At 71.0% G+C, this 17,969-nt stretch carries 14 protein-coding genes; 6 read left to right on the plus strand and 8 right to left on the minus strand.

What is annotated here, in order from left to right; all coding sequences use genetic code 11:
• The first annotated feature begins 203 nt into the window (after positions 1–203).
• On the plus strand, positions 204–812 hold the full coding sequence (locus WME90_RS34265) for a hypothetical protein (protein WP_437276260.1): 609 nt from the start codon (positions 204–206) through the stop codon (positions 810–812).
• Complete coding sequence (locus WME90_RS34270; protein WP_437276261.1) at positions 809–2,509, plus strand: M23 family metallopeptidase; 1,701 nt, start codon at positions 809–811, stop codon at positions 2,507–2,509. The genes WME90_RS34265 and WME90_RS34270 overlap by 4 nt, the downstream gene beginning before the upstream one ends.
• On the opposite strand, the gene WME90_RS34275 is transcribed toward WME90_RS34270, so the two are convergent.
• The 3 genes from WME90_RS34275 to WME90_RS34285 all read right to left on the minus strand — a co-directional run bounded on the left by WME90_RS34275 (position 2,434) and on the right by WME90_RS34285 (position 4,453).
• Positions 2,434–3,219, minus strand: a complete 786-nt coding sequence (locus WME90_RS34275) for a leucine-rich repeat domain-containing protein (protein ID WP_437276262.1) — start codon at positions 3,217–3,219, stop codon at positions 2,434–2,436. The two genes, WME90_RS34270 and WME90_RS34275, sit on opposite strands and share 76 nt — an antisense overlap.
• A 62-nt stretch (positions 3,220–3,281) precedes the next feature.
• Positions 3,282–3,752: a ferritin-like domain-containing protein gene (locus WME90_RS34280; RefSeq protein WP_437276263.1), complete on the minus strand. Its 471-nt coding sequence runs from the start codon at positions 3,750–3,752 to the stop codon at positions 3,282–3,284.
• Between the two features lie 482 nt (positions 3,753–4,234).
• Entirely contained in the window at positions 4,235–4,453 is a 219-nt protein-coding gene (locus tag WME90_RS34285) for a hypothetical protein (RefSeq protein ID WP_437276264.1), read from the minus strand.
• A gap of 349 nt (positions 4,454–4,802) precedes the next feature.
• On the opposite strand from WME90_RS34285, the gene WME90_RS34290 reads away from it, so the two are divergent.
• Positions 4,803–6,146 (plus strand): DUF1552 domain-containing protein, encoded by a 1,344-nt coding sequence (locus WME90_RS34290; RefSeq protein WP_437283696.1) that lies wholly within the window; start codon positions 4,803–4,805, stop codon positions 6,144–6,146.
• 275 nt (positions 6,147–6,421) lie between these two features.
• On the opposite strand, the gene prs is transcribed toward WME90_RS34290, so the two are convergent.
• The 3 genes from prs to WME90_RS34305 are packed head-to-tail and all read right to left on the minus strand — an operon-like array spanning position 6,422 to position 10,322.
• On the minus strand, positions 6,422–7,345 hold the full coding sequence (gene prs / locus WME90_RS34295) for a ribose-phosphate diphosphokinase (protein WP_437276265.1): 924 nt from the start codon (positions 7,343–7,345) through the stop codon (positions 6,422–6,424).
• Complete coding sequence (locus WME90_RS34300) at positions 7,342–9,303, minus strand: class I SAM-dependent methyltransferase (protein WP_437276266.1); 1,962 nt, start codon at positions 9,301–9,303, stop codon at positions 7,342–7,344. Before WME90_RS34300 ends, prs begins: the two co-directional genes overlap by 4 nt.
• Positions 9,303–10,322 (minus strand): LolA family protein, encoded by a 1,020-nt coding sequence (locus WME90_RS34305; RefSeq protein WP_437276267.1) that lies wholly within the window; start codon positions 10,320–10,322, stop codon positions 9,303–9,305. The genes WME90_RS34300 and WME90_RS34305 overlap by 1 nt, the downstream gene beginning before the upstream one ends.
• Before the next feature lie 472 nt (positions 10,323–10,794).
• On the opposite strand from WME90_RS34305, the gene WME90_RS34310 reads away from it, so the two are divergent.
• Together WME90_RS34310 and WME90_RS34315 are read left to right on the plus strand one after the other, a co-directional pair.
• Positions 10,795–12,069, plus strand: coding sequence for a PP2C family protein-serine/threonine phosphatase (locus WME90_RS34310; RefSeq protein WP_437276268.1), 1,275 nt, complete (start codon positions 10,795–10,797; stop codon positions 12,067–12,069).
• A 193-nt stretch (positions 12,070–12,262) separates the two neighbouring features.
• Positions 12,263–12,781 (plus strand): nuclear transport factor 2 family protein, encoded by a 519-nt coding sequence (locus WME90_RS34315; RefSeq protein WP_437276269.1) that lies wholly within the window; start codon positions 12,263–12,265, stop codon positions 12,779–12,781.
• A 1,302-nt stretch (positions 12,782–14,083) separates the two neighbouring features.
• Here the strand turns inward: WME90_RS34315 and WME90_RS34320 are convergent.
• A complete protein-coding gene (locus WME90_RS34320) occupies positions 14,084–15,199 on the minus strand; it encodes an aminopeptidase (protein ID WP_437276270.1) in 1,116 nt (371 codons plus the stop codon).
• Between the two features lie 83 nt (positions 15,200–15,282).
• Positions 15,283–16,629, minus strand: a complete 1,347-nt coding sequence (locus tag WME90_RS34325) for a class I SAM-dependent methyltransferase (protein WP_437276271.1) — start codon at positions 16,627–16,629, stop codon at positions 15,283–15,285.
• Positions 16,630–17,101: 472 nt separating this feature from the next.
• Here WME90_RS34325 and WME90_RS34330 point away from each other — a divergent pair, with 472 nt between their 5' ends.
• Positions 17,102–17,965, plus strand: a complete 864-nt coding sequence (locus tag WME90_RS34330; RefSeq protein ID WP_437276272.1) for an urease accessory protein UreD — start codon at positions 17,102–17,104, stop codon at positions 17,963–17,965.
• The last annotated feature ends 4 nt before the right edge of the window (positions 17,966–17,969 follow it).

A 17,969-nucleotide genomic window follows, 5' to 3' on the forward strand; every position in this document is an offset into this window, starting at 1 on the left:
CCTGAGACACAGCGCTTGGACTCCAACGTGGCTTTGACGGACGTGCTCAGAGAAGTCCACGTTCAGCGCTGACGCAGCGTGCTGCGGAATCGATCCGCGCAAGACAACTCACATCCCGACGACATCGTGCGCGCGCCCCGCCGTCTCATGGGCCAGGCTGCAATTTTTCGACTAGAATAGAGGGTCCCCTTCCGCGAGGCCTCATGCGCGGCGTGTCCACTGCTGTTGTTGTCCTCCTCTCTGCCGCGGTCGCCGCCTGCGAGCCGACCGCGCCCCCGTCCGAAACACCGCCCGATCCGGCGACCGCCCAGCCGCTCGTCGCCGAGGTGACCCCGGTGATCAACGCGGTCACCTGGCCGCCGGCCGCCTCGGTCGACCGGAGCGCGCTCGCCGCGCTCCCGAAGACCGCGGCCCACGCCGCCAGGGCCTCGCGGGTCCCCGTGCTCGTGCCATCCCGGCGCGAGCTCCTCGCGGCGCCTGTCATCGTCGCCAGGGATCACTGGACCACGTTCTGGGCAAAGACGGACGCGATCACCGTCTCGCTCACGATGACCCGCCTCGCGCGCAAATATCCGAGCATTCCACCGTTCCGGGGGGCCCACGCCGTGCGCGGGGCGCCGGCGTTCGTCACCGCGAACGAGGGTATCTGGAGCGCGTCGTGGCTCGAGAACGGCGTCTCGTACGCGCTCGACGTCGAGTGCGCCTCGCCCGAGGCGCCGGCCTGCGCCTCGGACGCGCTCGTCGTCGAGCTCGCCTCGGAGCTCGTGTATGTGGGCGGCGCCAGGGTCAGCGCCGCGGGAGACATGCCGTGATCGCGCCGCGCCCCCGCCCCGCGCTGACATCGCTGTTCGCGACAGCCACGCTCGCGCTCCTGCCGCGCGCCGCCGCGGCCGATCCGTTCTCGTACCAGCCGGCCGGCGAGCTCCTTCCAGGCTCGGGAGAGGGGCGCGTCGACGACGTCGTGTACGCGCCCTCCATGCGTTTTCCGCTCGAGGAGGGCCCGGCGTTCGCCAACTCCCAAGTCTACAACAAGGGCGGGAGCGCGGGCCCGGCCGGCGGACAGTGCGACGCGGACAACTACGCGTATCCGTGGCGCGACAACTACTGCGAGTCGCGCTCGTGGGTGATGCCCCTCTGCCCCGCCGGCACAGGGCACCAGGGGCAGGACGTCCGGCCGGCGACGTGCGAGGCGGGGAAGCACTGGGTCGTCGCGGTGGTCGACGGCACCATCACCAGCGTCGGCGGCTACTCGGTGTACCTGACCGGCGAGGACGGGACTCGCTACGACTACCTGCACATGTCCGATGTCCAGGTCTCACCCGGCCAGGACGTGTCGCGGGGGGAGCGCATCGGGCGGGTGTCCAACGTCTTCGGGGGCACGCCGACGACCATTCACCTGCACTTCAACGTGCGGCAGTCCGTGAGCGGCGTCGGCGTGGTCTACGTGCCGCCCTACACGTCGCTCGTGGCCTCGTACCAGGCGCTGCTCAACAAGCCCCCCGAGGGCGCGCTGGAGACCGCGGGCTGCAGCGGTATCGCGGGCTGGACCCGCGATCCGGACGCGGAGGGCGCGCCGGCCGACGCGCGGCTCTACTTCGACGTTCCCGCGACCGAGGAGGGCGCGGAGGGCTACAGCTTCGCCGCGGACCTGCACCGCGACGACCTCTGCGAGCCGCTCGGCTCGTGCGCGCACGGCTTCGAGGCGCCGATGCCGCTCAGCCTGCTGGGGGGCGCACACGCGGTCCACGCCTACGGGGTCGACGCGCTGAGCGGCCAGCAGGTCGAGCTGGAGGGGAGCCCGAGGGCCCTCGCCTGCCCGCTCGATCTTCCCTCCGGCGTGAGGCGGCGGCTCGGCGGCGACGGCGCGCTGGACGCCTGGGGGTTCTCGCGGTTCTGGGACGTCGCCAGCGCGCCGGACGCGGCGCTCCAGGCGCTGCCGGAGGGCGACGCGTTCCCGTCGTCGCCGCTGCTCGTGCGCGGCGACGACGGCGCGGCCTCCCTCTGGCTCGTCGACGTCGGCGAGCGGCGGGCCGTGCCCGACGCCGAGGTGGCGAACGCGTGGGAGCTCGATCCGGGCGACGCCGTCGTGTGGCCGGCCGCGAGGCTCGCCGCGCTGCCGCTCGGGCCGGCGCTGCGGCCGCGCCCGTTCCTGGTGCAGGGCTCCGGGCCGCCGCTCTACGTCATCGACGCGCCGCCGATGCCGGGCGAAGGCGGCGGCGCGGGCGAGGGCGGCGCCGGGGGCGCTCCGGCCACCGGAGGCGCGGAGGAGGACGCGCTCCCCGCGAACGTCGGCATTCACGGGCAGCTGCGGTGCGAGTGCGGCGCGGCCGGCGCAGGCGCCGCGGGCTCCGCGGCTGCGGGCTGGCAGCTCGGGCTGCTCGCGGCGGCGGCGCTCGGCGCGGCGCGCAGGCGGCGGCGCGAGCGCCGGCCGCCTCAGCCTTCGTGGATCTTGATCCCGGGGATCGACCGGAGCGGGCTCGCGTCCTCGACGCGCGAGCCCTCGAGGTAGACGTTCTTCAGGCTCTTGAGCTCCCGGAGCGGCGACACGTCGCTCACCCGCGTCCGCTTCATCTGGAGCATCTCGAGCTTCTTCAGGCCGGCGAGCGGGGCGACGTCGGTCACCTCGGTCTCGTCGAGCTGGAGCTCGGTGAGGCTCGTGAGGCCGGCGAGCGGCGAGAGGTCGGCGACGGGCGTGCGGCCGATGTCGAGCCGGTCGAGCTTGACCAGGCCGGCGAGCGGCGAGAGATCCTTGACCAGGGTCGCCGAGACGCGCAGCGACTCCAGCCGGAGCAGGCCCTTGATCGGGCGGAGGTCGTCGATCTTGCCCGGCGGTAGATAGAGCCCTTTGACGCCCGTGAGCTCGGGGAAGATGCACGGATCCAGCTCGTCGAGCCCCTGGGCGTCGGACAGGTTCATGGTCTTGATGTTCTTCAGCTCGGCGCGCTTGATCGGCCCCTCGGGCTTCTGGAGCTGCTGCCGCACCCTGGCCTCGAGCGCCGGATGAGAGAAGGTCACCGGATCGCTCTTTGTACACACCACCTCTTGCCGCTTCGGCGGCGCGCTGGCCGTGGCCGCCGGGCTCGCGGCAGGAGGCGCTTCGGCGGGCTTCTCCGCCAGAGGCGCGGCCGACGCCGCCGGGGCAACGGGCTTCCGGGGCTCGTCGCAGCCGAGCAGAAGAAGGGCGAGGCCAAGAGGTGCAAGGACCAGAGCGCGAATCATCGCGGCGATGATACACGAGACGGCGGAAGAAAGCCGAGCCCTGTAAAGGGCGCTCTTGCGCGCTACAGCGGCAGCAGCAAAAGCCCTTGTCGCGAGTCGAGCTGCTCGGTGAACCAGTCCCGGTGGCGCCGCTCGATCGCGAGCGAGTGCCGGAGGACGTCACGCGCGCGATCGGAGAGGCCTTCTCGGAACGATATCATCCGCTCGTAAGCAGCGCAGCTGTCCTCCTCGTAATGCCTCATCGCCTCGAGGATCGCGCGATCTCCGACCATCCCGTTCGTCAGCGCCTTGCTCTTCAGCTTGGGTCGGACGCCGCTGTCCATCGGCGGATCACCGAGCTCGTGGGCCAGGGCGGCGAGCACCTCGAGGTGACGCTCGTGATCGTGAAGGAAGCTCGCGAGCCGGCTCTTGTCGCCTGGTCGGCTCATCCGCGCGAGCGCCGCTGCGAGCGCGTCCACCGTGGACCAGTTGAGCTCGATCAGCTCGGTCAAGGACCCGATGAACGCGGCTTCACCGCCGATCACGGACGCCATGGAATATCGCTCCTCTCATCGCGGAAGCCGGACCGCCCGCTTGAAGAGAGAGGTGGGCGGGTGCTTCTCCAGGCCTTCGATGCTCGCAAGCCCGGTGCCGGAGCCCGCCTGTGCAGCCGCTATCCATCGCCGCGCGCGCTTCGTCCAGGAAACCCGGGGTTCTCCACGCTTGTCGCCCGCCGCGGCGCCCGCGACGGCCTCCTCCGAGGCGCGCGCGCGCGGGGATGCGAAGACTCAACCCAGCGCGAGGCCGCGCTCGCGGCGCCGGGTCGAGAGCGCGCCGGACCAGGACGGAGCCGTGAAGCGCCGGGCGCCGTCAGCGCGTGCTTACGCCGCGCCAGGCAGCGAGGCGCGAGCACGTCCTGGACGTGAGCGCGCCTCGGCCCGAAGCGCGGAGGCCGCTTCGTCCAGGGTCAGGGTCGGGAGAGGAGAGGTGGACTTGGGTCGAGAGCGCTCCGGCCGGGCGCTCGACGGAGATGCCGCTACTTCTTGCCAAAAAGGCTGCCGAGCGAGCCTGCGAGGCTGCCGACATCGAGGTTGGCGATGGCGGGGGCCGCCGCGCCGAGCGCGGTGTCGACGTGGGCGGCGAGCGGCGCGGGGAGCTTCTCTTTGAGGAAATTGACCACCGTCTCCACGGCCACGCGGGCCTTGTCTTCCGAGATGCCAACCTTCTCTGCGACCTGCCGTACCAGCTCGTCCATGGTCTCGACGCTCATCCTTTCTGCGCGAGCCGCGCATCCGGGGCGAGCATCCACGCGCCGATCGGCGCCGGCAAGGGAATTCGGCGCCGCGCGCTCGACGACGTGGCCCTCGCACCAGCGCGCGGCGGGTGGGCCCCGCACGACAATCCCCCTGGTCACTTCGTAAATATTGTTGTTGAATCAGGGGACCTCGGCTTGCCCCGTGCGGGCGGCGAGCGAGGACGATGTCTGGGTCTTCAAGTCACGAATCTGCGCTCCTCGTCGAGCTCACCCGGACGGACGGTTTCCTCTACATGGCTGCTTGAAAGGAGGGAGGGGTATGTCGAAATTCCGCTTGAGCCGACGTGCCGTGCTGCGAGGCGCCGGCGCCATCGCCGTCGCGCTCCCGTGGCTGGAGATCATGGGAACCGAGCGCCCGGCGCACGCGCAACCCGCCCCCGCCCAGCGCTTCCTCGCCGTCTACACGCCCGGCGGGACCGTGATCGACCGCTGGCGTCCGACCGGCACCGAGACGAGCTTCACCCTGGGCCCCATCCTGGCGCCGCTCGCGCCGGTGCAGGACCGGCTGCTCGTCGTCGACGGCCTCGACATGAAGAGCGCGATCGGGGAGCAGCACCAGTGCGGGATCATCGCCTGGCTCACGGGCACGGATCAGATGCTCACCTCGACCGGCTACGCGAGGGGGCCGTCCATCGATCAGGTGATCGCCTCCCGGATTTCGGCCGGTCGGAAGGCGAAGGCGAGCGTCCAGCTCGCGGTGCGCTGGGGGACGGGCAAGTCCCACGGCCTGATGTCGCCGATGAACATCGCCAACTTCGAGGACACCGCGCCGCACAGCCCCATCCAGCCGCGCCTCGATCCGGTGGAGATCTTCACCGAGCTCTTCGGCACGCTGAACCCCGGCGCCAGCGACGACGCCGCCCTCCGCCTCGCCCGGAAGCGATCGATCCTCGACTTCCTCGACCGGCGCTACGCCGCCCTCTCCGCGCGGCTCGGCGCGGCCGACAGGCAGAAGCTCGACCAGCACCTGACGAAGATCCGCGAGATCGAGCAGAGCCTCGGCAGCACGCCGGCAACGACGAGCGCTTGCCGGGCCCCGATGATGGTCGACACGTCCGACTACGACCCGAGCGCGGGGCTCAACTCGGACGACGTCGGCGTCATGGTGGACAGCTCGACCGACGCGGCGATCCCCAAGGTGGGCAAGCTGATGACGGACATGCTGGTGATGGCGCTCGCCTGCGACATCACCGCGGTCGGCACCCTGCAGTGGAGCGACACAGAGGCGAAGTACACGTTGCCGTGGCTGAACCTGACCGAGCACCACCATTTCTACCAGGAAATGGGCGGCTTCAGGCCGGCCGAGTGCGAGATCATCTACACCTGGTACTCGGAGCAGCACCTCTATCTCTTGCAGGAGATGGCGAAGGTCGACATGGGCGGGCACTCGCTGCTCGACGAGAGCGTCGTCTTCTTCGGCTCCGAGATCTCGAATCCGGCGCTCCACAACAAGAAGGACATGCCGTTCCTGCTGGCCGGCGGCGGCGGGGGCCTGCGCACCGGGCGCTGGGTCCGGTACCCGAGCCTCCCGCACAACAACCTGCTCGTCTCGATCTTGAACCTGTTCGGCGACACCCGGACCACGTTCGGCTTGCGTGAGCACTGCACCGGACCGCTCACGAACCTCACGTAGCCTCTCGTCGTAGACGACGGTGCCCCAGAGCGGTCCCCCCCCGCCCCTGGTTACGAGCGCCGCAGAGCGGCGGTCACCCGCACAGGAGACGGGCCCAGATCGGCGTTTTCGGCGCGCAAGCGCACCACCCGCCCCTGGTAGGAGCGTCGCAGAGCGGCGGTCACCCGCACAGGAGACGGGCCCAGATCGGCGTTTTCGGCGCGCAAGCGCACTCCGGTGCGCTGAGCACCGAAAACGTCGAGATGGGCCCGTATCCGAAGCGGGTGACCGCCGCTCTAGGTCTCCCGCTCGAGCGCGCGCACCAGCAGCGGCGCCACCGAGCGCAGGGCGGCGGGCGTATCGGCGAGCTGCTGGCTGCCAGGGTGCGAGTCGGTCCCGAGCAGCGTCGTGAACACGGAAGCCTTCCTGATCTTCTCGAGGGAGTCGCCCGGCAAGACGAGGTGGCTCGCGACGGCGTGGACCTTGGATGCGCCGGCGGCGAGGTAGGCGCGCCCCGCCTGGACGAGCGATGAGCCGGTGCGGACCATGTCATCGTAGATGACGACCTCGCGGCCCGAGACGTCGGCGTTGATGCCGGTCACGCCGACGCCGTCGCCCCTCCGCTCCTTGTACACGAACGCCGGCTCGACGCCGAGGCCGCGGGCGAGGCTCTGCACCCATTTGGCCCGACCGGCGTCCGTCGCCGCCAGCACGTACGGGCGATCGCCCATCAGCTCGCGGACCGCCTGCGTGATGAGCGGAGCGCCGTAGAGGTGGCGCGTCACGTGCGAGTCGCTGAAATAGAACTCGATGCCATCGGTGTGCAGATCGAAGAGGAAGATGCGCGTGCCCGCGTCGCACGAGGGGATCGCCGAGATGAGCCGCGCCCGCGTCTTCGCGGTCACCACCTCGCCCGGCTTCACGGCCCTCTCCATGGTCGCGTAGCCGAAATAAGGCATCACGATGGAGAGCGACCGCGCGCCTGCGCGCGAGATGGCGCAGCCGAGATCGTAGATCTCCAGCCAGTCGAGGTCCCGAGGGGCGCCGCCGAGCAGGACCACGTCGCGCCCCCAGCAGTCGACAGCGACGCGCAGGTAGCGCTCGCCGTCGGGGAAGCTCTTGCGCTCGACGACGCCGCGCTCGAAGTCGCCCGCGGCGAGGAAGGAAGGCTCGAGGTAGCTGTACGAGCTGATCGTGATGAGCAGGCGCCGCTGGCTCATCGCGCACCTCGGCGGGTCGTCCGGGCCGGGGCGGCGGGCCCTCGGCGCGCGCCCTGGGCAGCCGCGGCCTTCGCTGCCCTCGCGAACGGCACAGCCTTCCCTGCCTTGGCAGGCGGCGCGCCCTCTCGGGCCCTCGCGGACGGCGCGCCCACGCTGGCGAGGACGCTCTTCAGGTGGGATTCCGCGCCTGGTTCGCTGGGAAAATCGACGGGATCGGGGAGATCTTTCATCTGCACGACGTCGCATCCTGCTTCACGCGCGGCCTCGTGCAAATGACGCCGGAACCTGGCGCGCACGATGCCGCGGTGGTTTGTGCAGGCGAGCAGCCTGCCGCCCGGGGCGAGCACGCGGAAGGCGAGCGCGGCGAGCGCACCGAAATCGCTCGCCGCGCTGAAGCGGCTCTTCTTCGTGGTCGCGAAGCTCGGCGGATCGAGCACGACCAGGTCGAAGCGCCGGCCGGACTGGGCGGCGGCCTTCAGCCACGGGAACACGTCCGCCTCGACAACGACGTGCGCCGCCGGGTCCGCGCCGATGGCGGCGAGGTTGTCGCGCGCCCAGGCGACCACGCTCCGGGAGACGTCGACCGTCACGCTCTCGCGCGCGCCGCCCGCCACGGCCGCGACGGTGAACGCCCCCGTGTAGGCGAACAGGTTCAGCACCCGGGCCCCCCTGGCCAGCTCCCGCACCCGCCGCCGGTTCTCGCGCTGATCGAGGAAGATACCGGTCGAGAGCCCGTCGCCGAGCCGCACCTTGAACGGCAAGCCGTGCTCGAGGACGGTGAACTCCTCCGGGGCGTCCTCCCCCCGGACGGCGTGCCGCGGCGCGAACTCCTCGCGCCGCGCGTCGACGATGACGCTCGCGTGCTTCGGGCGCGCCTTGACGTAGACGCCCTTGGCCCCGAGCCGGTGGGCCGCGTCGAGCACGAGGTCCCGCGGCGGCGCGCCCGGCTCGCCCTCGCCCGCGCCGAACAGCGACACGACGAGGTGCTCGCCGTAGAGGTCGACGGAGACGGAGGGGAGGCCGTCGCCCGCGCCGTGGACGAGCCGGAGCGCCGTTGTGTCGCCGGCGCGCGCGATCCCGTACCGCCGCTCGGCGGCCTCGCGCATGGCGCGCTCGATGGCCGCGACGCCGCCCGCGTACGGGTCCGCCGGCGCGGCCGCGAGCCACGCCTCGAAGACTGCAGGCAGCTGCGAGCGGAAGGTCGCGGCCGCGCCCGTGGCCGGGTGATCGAGGCGGAGCTCGGCGGCGTGCAGGAGCAGGCGCGGGGCCTCGGGGCCTCCGTAGAGCGGATCGCCGGCGATGGGCAGGCCGATCGCGGCGAGCTGCACCCGGAGCTGGTGGGTGCGGCCTGTCTCGGGCCGGAGCTCGAGCAGGGCGCGATCACCGCGGCGCTCGAGGAGGCGGTAGCGGGTGATCGCCAGCACGCCGCCCGCGGCCCGATCCTCCCGCCCCGCGGCCCGATCCTCCCGCCCCGCGGCCCGATCCCCCCGCCTGGCGGTCCGATCCTCCCGCCTCGCGGCCCGATCCTCTCGCGCCCCGCCGGTCTCGGCGAGCGCGCGCATCGCGCCTCCCGGCGCCGGGACGAGGCGGTGCCGCAGGGTGCCGCGCGGCGGGCGATCGCCGAAGTCGGAGACGGCGGCGACGTACGTCTTCTGCACCGTGCGCCCCTCGAACTGCCGCGCGACGGCCGCGTTCGCCTCGCGCCGCCGCGTGAACAGGAGGACCCCCGACGTGTCGCGATCGAGCCGCTGGTGGATCCCGAGGTACGCCTCGTCGTCGCCGCGGCCGCGGAGGAAGGCGCGGAGGCGCGTCACCATGTCGTCGATCCGCTCCGCCTCCGGCGCGTGCGTCGACAGGCCAGCCGGCTTGTCGACGACGATGAGATCCTCGTCCTCGGCGATGATCCACTCCGGATGGATGTCGGGAAAGAGCTCCGGGAGCGAAAGGCGCGGGATCATCAGTTCTGCTTGACGTCGGTGCCGGGCGGCGCCGTGAACTGGAACTCCGCCGGATCGATCGACGCGGGCTGCGACGCGTTCTCGAAATCGAACCGGTTCCGGTTGCCCTGCGCGTCGACGATGAGCACGCGGCGCACGACGCCCGGGTCCTTCTTCGCGAGGAGCGCCTTGTCGATATAGAACATCACGAATTCGTAGTGGGGAGTCGGCGCGCGCGGCTTGCCGACGAGGACGGGGCCGCCCTCGAACTTCGCCTTCTCGTTGAAGGTGAACGTGAACGACGGGCGGAGCCCGTGGCCCATGAGGAACGAGAGGGCGCCCGGATACTCCGAGTTCTTCACCGGCGTGACGAACATCTGCCGGTCCTCGGCGACGTAGACCTTGAGCGACACGCCGTCGGAGACGATGCGGTTCTGGTTCGGCGGGTCGTAGCGAAACGAGATCCTGTCCGGCTTCTCGACCGACATCGAGCCGCTCTGCTTCTTGACGGCCCCCGAGACCTTCTGCGTGTGCTCCTGCTTGAAGCGGGCGAAGTAGGTCTTCTTGCCCACGAAGATCGCGTCGACCTCCGCCGCGACGGCGTCCGCGGATCCCGCCTGGGCGGGCGGCACCGAGGGCGGGGCCGACGCGTCGGGCGCGGGCGCAGACGCCGCCGCCGGCGCCTCGGCGCGCCCTCCGCCCGCGTCGCGCTCCGTCGCGTCGCCAGCGCGTGGCCCCGCGTCGCGCCCTGCCGTCGCGGCGCCCGCGTCCTCGCGCTTCCGGCCCGCGTCTTCCGCCGGCGCGCCCGCGTCGGCCGGCGCCGCCGCGTCCGTCGCCGCCGGAGCGCTCACGTCGGCGGCCGCCGCGCTCGCCGTCGGCGCGGCGGGCGGCGCGTCGACCGGCTGCGGCAGAGCCGGCGGCGACGCCGCGGCGGAGGGCGAGGCATCGGGCGCCGCGCCGACGGGAGCGGGCGGCGCGTCGCAGGCCGCCACGACCAGGGCAGCGGCCGGGACGAGGGCGACGAGGCGGAGGCGGTTCATCGAAGAGCTCGCTTTCAAGGAGAGTGCGTCGCGTGTTCTAGGACAGGTAGGGCCAAGGTGGTAGCGCCGACCTCCACCGCCCCGGGCCCCGGGCCGACGGCATCGACCGCGCGCTCGCGTCGTCTCCGTCTCCGGCGCGCTCGCGGCCGCCGTCGCTCGAAAAATGGGCCGCGCCAAGGGCAACCGCGCCGACGATCGCCGGAGCACGCCGAGGAGCGCCCGAGCTCCCCACGACGACGGAACGGCGGAACGGCGGCGCTACCGAGCGACAGAACGGCGGAACGGCGGCGCTACGGAGCGAAGGCGCGACAGAACGGCGGAACGACGCGCGACGGAGCGAGAGAACGGCGGAACGATGGCGGGACGGCGGGACGACGGCGCGGACACGCTCGGGCGATGAGGTCGTCACGAGCCCCCGGGGCGAGACCATGTCTTGACCCCTATTTCCACGTAGCCCAAACTCTCCGGCCGCATGCGCGCCGGCACTCCCTCCCTGATCGATGCGTCGTCGCTCATCCTGATCCTCGACGTCTCGCGCAAGCTCGCGGCGCCGTACGACCTCACGGAGCTGCTCGAGCTCATCATCAAGACGGGGCGGGAGGTGATCGGCGCCGACCGCGGGAGCGTCTTCCTCTACGACGCGGAGGCCAAGGAGCTTTACTCGCGTGTCGCCACGGGCGAGGCCCAGATCCGCGTCAGCATCGACAAGGGCATCGCCGGCGAGTGCGCGCGCAGGCGCCAGACCATCGTCGTCGACGACTGCTATGCCGATCCGCGGTTCAACCAGGAGATCGACCGCAGGACGGGATATCACACGAAATCGCTGATCACGGTGCCGCTCATCGGGCTCGACGACAAGCTCGTCGGCGTGCTGCAGATGCTGAATTCGGCGGTGGGTCACTTCGGCCCGGACGAGCGCGACGTGGCGGAGCTGCTCGCGGCGCAGGCGGCCGTCGCCGTGCAGCGCACGCTCCTGCTCGAGGAGCGCATGATCAAGCTGAAGCTCGAGCGCGACCTCACGATCGCGCGCGACATCCAGCAGAACATCCTCCTGCGCCGGCTCCCGCGCTGCCCCGGCTACTCGCTGTCGGCGTTCAGCAAGCCGGCGGACGACACCGGCGGCGACATCTACGACGTCATCCGGCTCGACGAGCGCGCAGACATGTCGCCGATGCTCCTCTTGCTCGCCGACGCGGCCGGCCACGGCATCGGCCCCGCGCTCAGCGTGACCCAGTTCCGCGCGATGCTCCGCATCGGCCTGCGCCTCTCGGCCGACATGGACGCGCTCATGCACCACATCAACCAGCAGCTCATCGAGGACCTGCCGAACGACCGCTTCATCACGGCGTTCCTCGGCATCCTCGACCCGACGACGCACCATCTGCGCTTCCACGCGGCCGGGCAAGGGCCGCTGCTCCACTACCGGGCGGCCGAGGGCCAGGTCGTGTGGCGCGATCCGTCGACCGTCCCGCTCGGCATGTTCAAGGATCTCGACCTGCCCCCGACCCCGCCCCTCGTGATGGCGCCGGGCGACCTCCTCGTGCTGCTGACCGACGGCTTCTACGAGTACCAGGACGCCGCCGGGCAGGTGTTCGGCAAGGAGCGCGTCGGCGACCTCATCCATCGCCTGCACGCGCGCCCCACGTCCGACATCCTCGGCGCGCTCCTCGCCGAGGTCCGCCGCTTCGCTGGCTCGGCCAAGCAGATCGACGACCTGACGGCCCTCGTCGTCAAGCGAGACGCCTGACCGAGCGGGGGTGCCCGCTCCCCCGGCAGATCGCGCTCGCCATCGACGGCATGGCGGCGGCGTGCCGCGCGCTGTCGGTGCCCCCCCCGGGGAGGCTGCCCGCCGCGGTCGAAGCCGGCGGGAGTTTCATCGCACGGCTCCAAGGTTCCACGGTTCCACGCGCTCGCGCGGAGCCTTCGCCTATACTCCGCGCATGAAGCGCTGGCTCCCGCTCGGGCTCATCGGCGCCGGCGCCGTCCTCGGCGCGGCGGCGCTGCTGCTCTCGCCCTCCGAGGAGGAGCGGATCCGCGACCGGCTCGCCCAGCTCGAGGACGCGGTGCGCATCGACGACGGCGAGCGGAATCCGCTGGTGCGCCACGGCCGCATTCGCAAGGAGTTCGCCGAGATCTTCGCGAAGGAGGCGAGCGCCCGCATCACCGAAATCGGCGACAGCCTCCGCGGCCGCGACGAGCTCGCGGCCGCGGCGACGCAGGCGGCGGTCGTCTATCAAACCGCGGACGTGAGCCTGAGCGGCGCGGAGATCGAGATCGACCCGGCCGGCATGGCGGCGAAGGTGACCGCCACCGCGACGGTCACGGGGGCCCGGCACGGACAGGAGGTCCGGCGTGACGAGCTGCCCGTGGCGCTGCGGCTCGAGAAGATCGACGGCGAGTGGAAGATCGTCTCCGCCACCGTCCACCCCAGGCAAGGCCCTGGCGACGACAGCCGCTGATGACGGCGCTCGCGCCCGAGATGACAGCCGCGGACCGCGGCGCTCGCGCCCGAGACCACGGCTCTTGACCAGGGTGCTCCCGCTCCAGGCGCAGCCTGGCCACGAGCATCGCGGCGCCGTGCGCACGCCCGGGTAGCGCTCGTGCAAAAAAGAAAGGCCGGTCGGGAGAACCCGCCGGCCCGAGGCCCGCTGGCGCGGACCCGCCGGGGCCGCACAAGAGCGCCGGTGGAGGAGAATCCACCGGAGGTCCTGGAGAGGCCCGCGATCAGAAGAGCGAAGTCAGGAAAGCGATACGAAGCGCAATCAAGAAAAGAGTAAAGAGTGAAGATAAAGCGAAGACGGGCGGAAGACTAAGACAATCCAAGAAGCCAGTCAAACCGAAAGAGGAAGCTGAAGCAAAGAATGAAGCGCAAACCCGAATCGAACGACCAAGCTCAAGCGAAGCAGGGGAGAAGCGGAAGCGAAGCGGGAAGCAGAGTCAACAACTGGGGCTGCACGACAGAACACAACAGATAAGAGAAGCTCAGACCGAGGTCTGACAAGCTGGTCATGATAAGCCAACGCAATGGGCGACGCGCGTCGCGCGTGCCTCGTCCATCCCTCCTTAATCGCCTCGTAAGGCGGCTGTCGTCACGTAAACCGAAGCTCTCCGCCGGCGCCCGGCGACAAGTCAATCAAGGAGCGCGATACCGCACGGGCTATGACATTCGGGTGACGGCGGGGTCGCGATCGCTCGGCTTGCGCCGCCGATCACCTCGCTCGGCGTCCCCCCGAAGACAGGGGCGTATATTGCGAAGGCTATGCCAGGGGTCTCCCCCTTCGAATCCCCATGAAACAGGACGGCGAGCGGGAGCGACATCTGGCGGACACATACAGCAACCGGCGGGCCAACGGCGAAGGCGCCGCGGTCCTGGCGCCTGACAGCCAAAATTACCGCTGAACCCCGCCTCCCGAGGCGCCCTCGAGGCCCGGAAAGCCAGCACCGGTCATACATTTCCGCAGGGACTGGTCCGATCCACGGATGGGTTCAGATCCAGAACGCGGAGTTTACCTGGACATGAATATGTTCATCTACGAGCGAGCTGGCGCCCTGCATTGCACCGTGGAAGCGAAGAAGTGCAATAGAGCGAGACGGTGGCTATCGACGCTTTGCGTCGTACCTCGACGATGCTCACCCCGCTGGAGGCGCAGCGCGGTACGCAGCGCAGCGCGCACTACGCAGCGCGTCGCGCAGCTCACGGCATGGAGAGCGCAGCCCGCGGCACACAACGTCGCTCGCGGCACACAACGTCGCTCGCGCGGCTACCTGCAGCCGGCCTGGATCAGCGGCTCGACCACCCGGCCGATGTTCTCCTGGGGCGTCGAGAACTTGTGGCTCTCCAGCTTTCGCAGCGCGCCCAGGAACCTCGGCCAGCTGCCACCGCAGGTCGCGAGCAGCGCCCGGAGCTCGGGAGTCCCCGAGTTGTAGACGCGGAACTGCACGAGCGACGCGTTGTTGATCGGGCGGCGCGCCCCGATGTCGGCCTTGAGCCGGGCCAGCACCGCGTCTTTCTCCGCCCGCTTCTGGGCCTCAGGCACCGGCGACGCATACAGCCGATTGAGGCGGATATAGGCCGCGTGCAGCGCGCGCGTCCGCGCTTCGCCCTTCTCTTGCTCCCTCATGTAGGCCGTCTTCTCCGCGGAGAAGGGGCCCGTCCGCTCGTCCAGATAGAGCTTGGCGAGCTCGTCCCCGACGAAGCTCGCAAGGCTCTCGTTCAACCTCGTCTGCCCCGTGACGTACAGGGTCGCGTGCAGCGACTCGTGCAGCACCACGTTGGCAAGGTCGCCGAGCGCCTCGTCCCCGTCCGAGATCATCGTGGACAGGACCGGATCCTCCAGCCAGCCGAGCGTCGAGTAGGCGCCCGCCGGACGCACATCGACGTCCCAGCCAGCCGCCTTGAGCGGCGCCGCAAACTCCTTGGCATCCTGGAGATCGAACCACCCCATGTAGGGGACTGTACCCACGATAGGAAAACTCCATGTCTTCGAGCGGAACCGGAGCGGCTCGCACGCGCTCACCACCCAGACCGCGGCCGGACCATCGAGCTCGACATACGTCCTGTAATTGCCGGTCGGGGTCAGCCCGTGGCGCTCCCCGAAGCGCTTGATGTGGGGGACCTCGCGCAGCAGCGCGCGCGTCCGCCACGGCCGGCGAGCGTCGAAGGCGGCGTCCTCGAGCGACTCGGTGCGCCACGCCATCGAGAGCTGGCCGACGCCCGCCTGCGCGATGTAGCTGGCCTGAGCACACGAGGCGAGCAGACAAGAGAGCGCGACGAGCCACGCGGCGGCCAGGACCACACGCGCCGCGAAGCGAGGGCGCGACACGGACCACGAGGGCGCGGCGCCGCGACGGGCGCTGGCCGCTAGCCTTTCGCTCATCCTCTAGCTGATAGCTGGCCGCGCGAGCTTAACAAGATCTTCTGCGCGGAGAGAGCGCGCGCCGGTGGGGCGCGCCCGGCAGATCAGGACGGCAGCGCCGCCCCCCACGAGCTGAGCTGCACGGCCGGGACGATCGGCGCGCGCTCCCTCAGGGAGGGCTCCTCGGTAGCATACAGGGGCTCTCGTACGAGCGGGTAGTCGCGCGGAGCCCCGTTCGACAGCACCATCTGGATGGCGCCCAGATGCCCGCTGCGAAACGCGGCGGCCGCGCACGCGAGATAGAACTCCCACGTCCTCATGAAGGCCCCGTCGAAGCCGGTGACCCGCTCGATCTTTTCCCTGTTGTCCAGGAAGTTGCGGCGCCAGCAGCGCGCCGTGAGCGCGGAGTGGCGCCGCAGGTTCTCCGCGTCGAGCACGTCGAGGCCGCGCGCCGCGGCGCGCGTCGCCATCCCCTGGAGCGATGGAGGCCAGTACCCGGGGAAGATGTGCTTTTGCAGGAAGGGGTCAGTCCGCGACGATTCCTGTTCTCTGGTGACGCTCTCCAGCAGGCACACGCCGCCCGGGACGAGCAGCGCCTTCACCCTGTCATAAAACACCTCGATACGGCGCTCGCCCGCGTGGCACATCGAGCCCAGGGAGACGAGCCGATCCCACCGCGGCTCGTCCTCGAGCTCGTCGCAGGTCATCACGCGGACCTCGACCGGGAGCCGCCGCGCCGCCGCCTGCTCGCGGATGTACCTCGCCTGGTTCTCGCAGAGGGTGATACCGAGGCACTGCACCCCGTACGCCTCCGCGGCGTGGAACATCAGGTGCCCCCATCCGCACCCGAGATCCACGAGCCGCTGCCCGCGCCGGAGCGCGAGCTTCCGCGCGACGAGGGAGATCTTGTGCGCCTGCGCATCGTCGAGCGTCTCGCCCGAAGACCTGAAATAACCGCACGACGTCTGGAGGCGCCTGTCCAGGTAAAGAGGGTAAAAGTCGTTACCTAGCCCATAGTGGCGCTCGACGGCGAGCCTCTCGCGCTTCGCGGGCCCGGCGAGCAGGCCGAGCCGGAGCGCGTCGAGCACGCCCGAGACGCCTCGATCGAACGACGACGATGCGGGCACGAGGCGCGGCAGGCGCGCCTCCACCGACCGCGCCAGCTGGAACAGGCCGGCGAGCGAGTCCTCGAGATCTCCCTCGAACGTGACCTCGCGCCGGACATACGCCTCACCGAGGCCGAGCGTGCCCCGGAACGCCGTCTCGCAGAGCGCCCGACGCGTCCTGAACGTCACGGCGAACTCGGGCGCGCCCGCGCCGAAGCGCAGCCGCTCGCCGCCCCAGAAGCGCAGCTCGAACGGGGTCCCGCCATGGCGCTCCAGCAGGCGCGAGGCCGCCTCCTTGAACCGACGAGACCACGGCGGCATGTCGCCCTTTCTGACGATGAACATCGGACCCCCTCCGCGACCCCCCGGCCGCCCGACGAGCTGACCCGAGCGGCGCTTTCCCGTCAAGCAACATGTCATCCACGTCAACGCCATCACATCGAGTCATGGAACGCCCACAGCGGCCGGCGGACACCCCGGACACGCGTTGTCGTCGGGAACAGGAGGAACGCCGTGTCCGGGTTGCTGATAGCACCGTAGCGGTATTCGGGAGAGTCCCGACAACAGGCTCGCATGTCCGGGATGTTTCATGTTCTCGACGATGGAGGGAAATCGGGAAGATGATTCGAATTTCTCCTCACCTTCCTGGTCGTGCTCCTGGTCGCGTGAAGCATCCAACACCGGTCCGCGCAACGCTCCCTCGCCGCCGGTCTGCACAGCGCTCCCTCGCCGCCGGTCTGCACAGCGCTCCCTCGCCGCCGGTCTGCACAGCGCTCCCTCGCCGCCGGGGCGCGGTCCGTGGTACGCACGCCGGCCCGTGAACACGCCCAGCGCTCCTCCGGCCGCGTTGCGAGACCCACCGCCGCCCGCGCGGCGCGCAGGCGAGGCCGGCGGCGGTGAGCTCGTGTTCACGCGCGTCGCAGGCCGCACCGTGCTCGAGAAGGCGCTCGCGAGGAGCCCGCTCAAGCTGCTCGCCCCGAAGAACCACGGGCACGCAGCGTGGGTGTTCGTCGCGAGCTTCGGCGGCGGCCTCGTCGGCGGCGACGAGCTCCACCTCGACGCGCGCGTCGGGCGCGGGGCCGCCGCGCTGCTGAGCACCCAGGCCTCGACAAAGGTCTACCGCTCGCCCCGCGGGAGCCGCCAGCGCCTCGAGGCCGACGTCCAGGCAGGCGGGCTCCTCGTCGCGATCCCCGATCCGGTCGTCTGCTTCGCGGGCTCGCGGTACGAGCAGGACATCGACGTCAGGCTCGCCGACGACGCGTCGCTCGTCCTCGTCGACGCGCTGTCCTCGGGCCGGAGCGCGCGGGGCGAGCGCTGGGCGTTCGACAGGTACGCGTCGCGCACCCGGGTGAGCCGCGGCGGGCAGGCCGTGCTGCTCGACGCGACGCTGCTCGATCCCGCGCACGGCGCGCTGCTCGAGCGCATGGGGCGCTTCGACGCGCTCGCGACGCTCGTCGCGCTCGGCCCCCGCGCGCGGGCAGGAGCCGAGGCGCTGCTCGCGCCGCGGCCGCCGCCCCAGCGGCGCGCCGAGCTCGTCGCGTCCGCGAGCCCGCTCCGGGGCGGCGGCGCGGTCGTGCGCGTCGCGGGCACGAGCGTCGAGCGCGTCGCCGGCTTCCTCCGCGGCGCCCTCGCGTTCCTCGCGGGTGAGCTCGGTGATGATCCGTTCGCACGAAAGTGGTAGCGTC

The organism is Sorangium sp. So ce375 (genome assembly GCF_051473855.1).
Classification (GTDB): Bacteria; Myxococcota_A; Polyangia; order Polyangiales; family Polyangiaceae; genus Sorangium.

Excerpts from the sequence above, each read along its gene's own strand:
- WME90_RS34265 (WP_437276260.1), top strand. The coding sequence starts at position 204 with ATGCGCGGCGTGTCCACTGCTGTTGTTGTCCTCCTCTCTGCCGCGGTC.
- WME90_RS34275 (WP_437276262.1), bottom strand. The coding sequence starts at position 3,219 with ATGATTCGCGCTCTGGTCCTTGCACCTCTTGGCCTCGCCCTTCTTCTG.
- WME90_RS34280 (WP_437276263.1), bottom strand. The coding sequence starts at position 3,752 with ATGGCGTCCGTGATCGGCGGTGAAGCCGCGTTCATCGGGTCCTTGACC.
- WME90_RS34285 (WP_437276264.1), bottom strand. The coding sequence starts at position 4,453 with ATGGACGAGCTGGTACGGCAGGTCGCAGAGAAGGTTGGCATCTCGGAA.
- prs (WP_437276265.1), bottom strand. The coding sequence starts at position 7,345 with ATGAGCCAGCGGCGCCTGCTCATCACGATCAGCTCGTACAGCTACCTC.
- WME90_RS34300 (WP_437276266.1), bottom strand. The coding sequence starts at position 9,303 with ATGATCCCGCGCCTTTCGCTCCCGGAGCTCTTTCCCGACATCCATCCG.
- WME90_RS34305 (WP_437276267.1), bottom strand. The coding sequence starts at position 10,322 with ATGAACCGCCTCCGCCTCGTCGCCCTCGTCCCGGCCGCTGCCCTGGTC.
- WME90_RS34310 (WP_437276268.1), top strand. The coding sequence starts at position 10,795 with ATGCGCGCCGGCACTCCCTCCCTGATCGATGCGTCGTCGCTCATCCTG.
- WME90_RS34315 (WP_437276269.1), top strand. The coding sequence starts at position 12,263 with ATGAAGCGCTGGCTCCCGCTCGGGCTCATCGGCGCCGGCGCCGTCCTC.
- WME90_RS34320 (WP_437276270.1), bottom strand. The coding sequence starts at position 15,199 with ATGAGCGAAAGGCTAGCGGCCAGCGCCCGTCGCGGCGCCGCGCCCTCG.
- WME90_RS34325 (WP_437276271.1), bottom strand. The coding sequence starts at position 16,629 with ATGTTCATCGTCAGAAAGGGCGACATGCCGCCGTGGTCTCGTCGGTTC.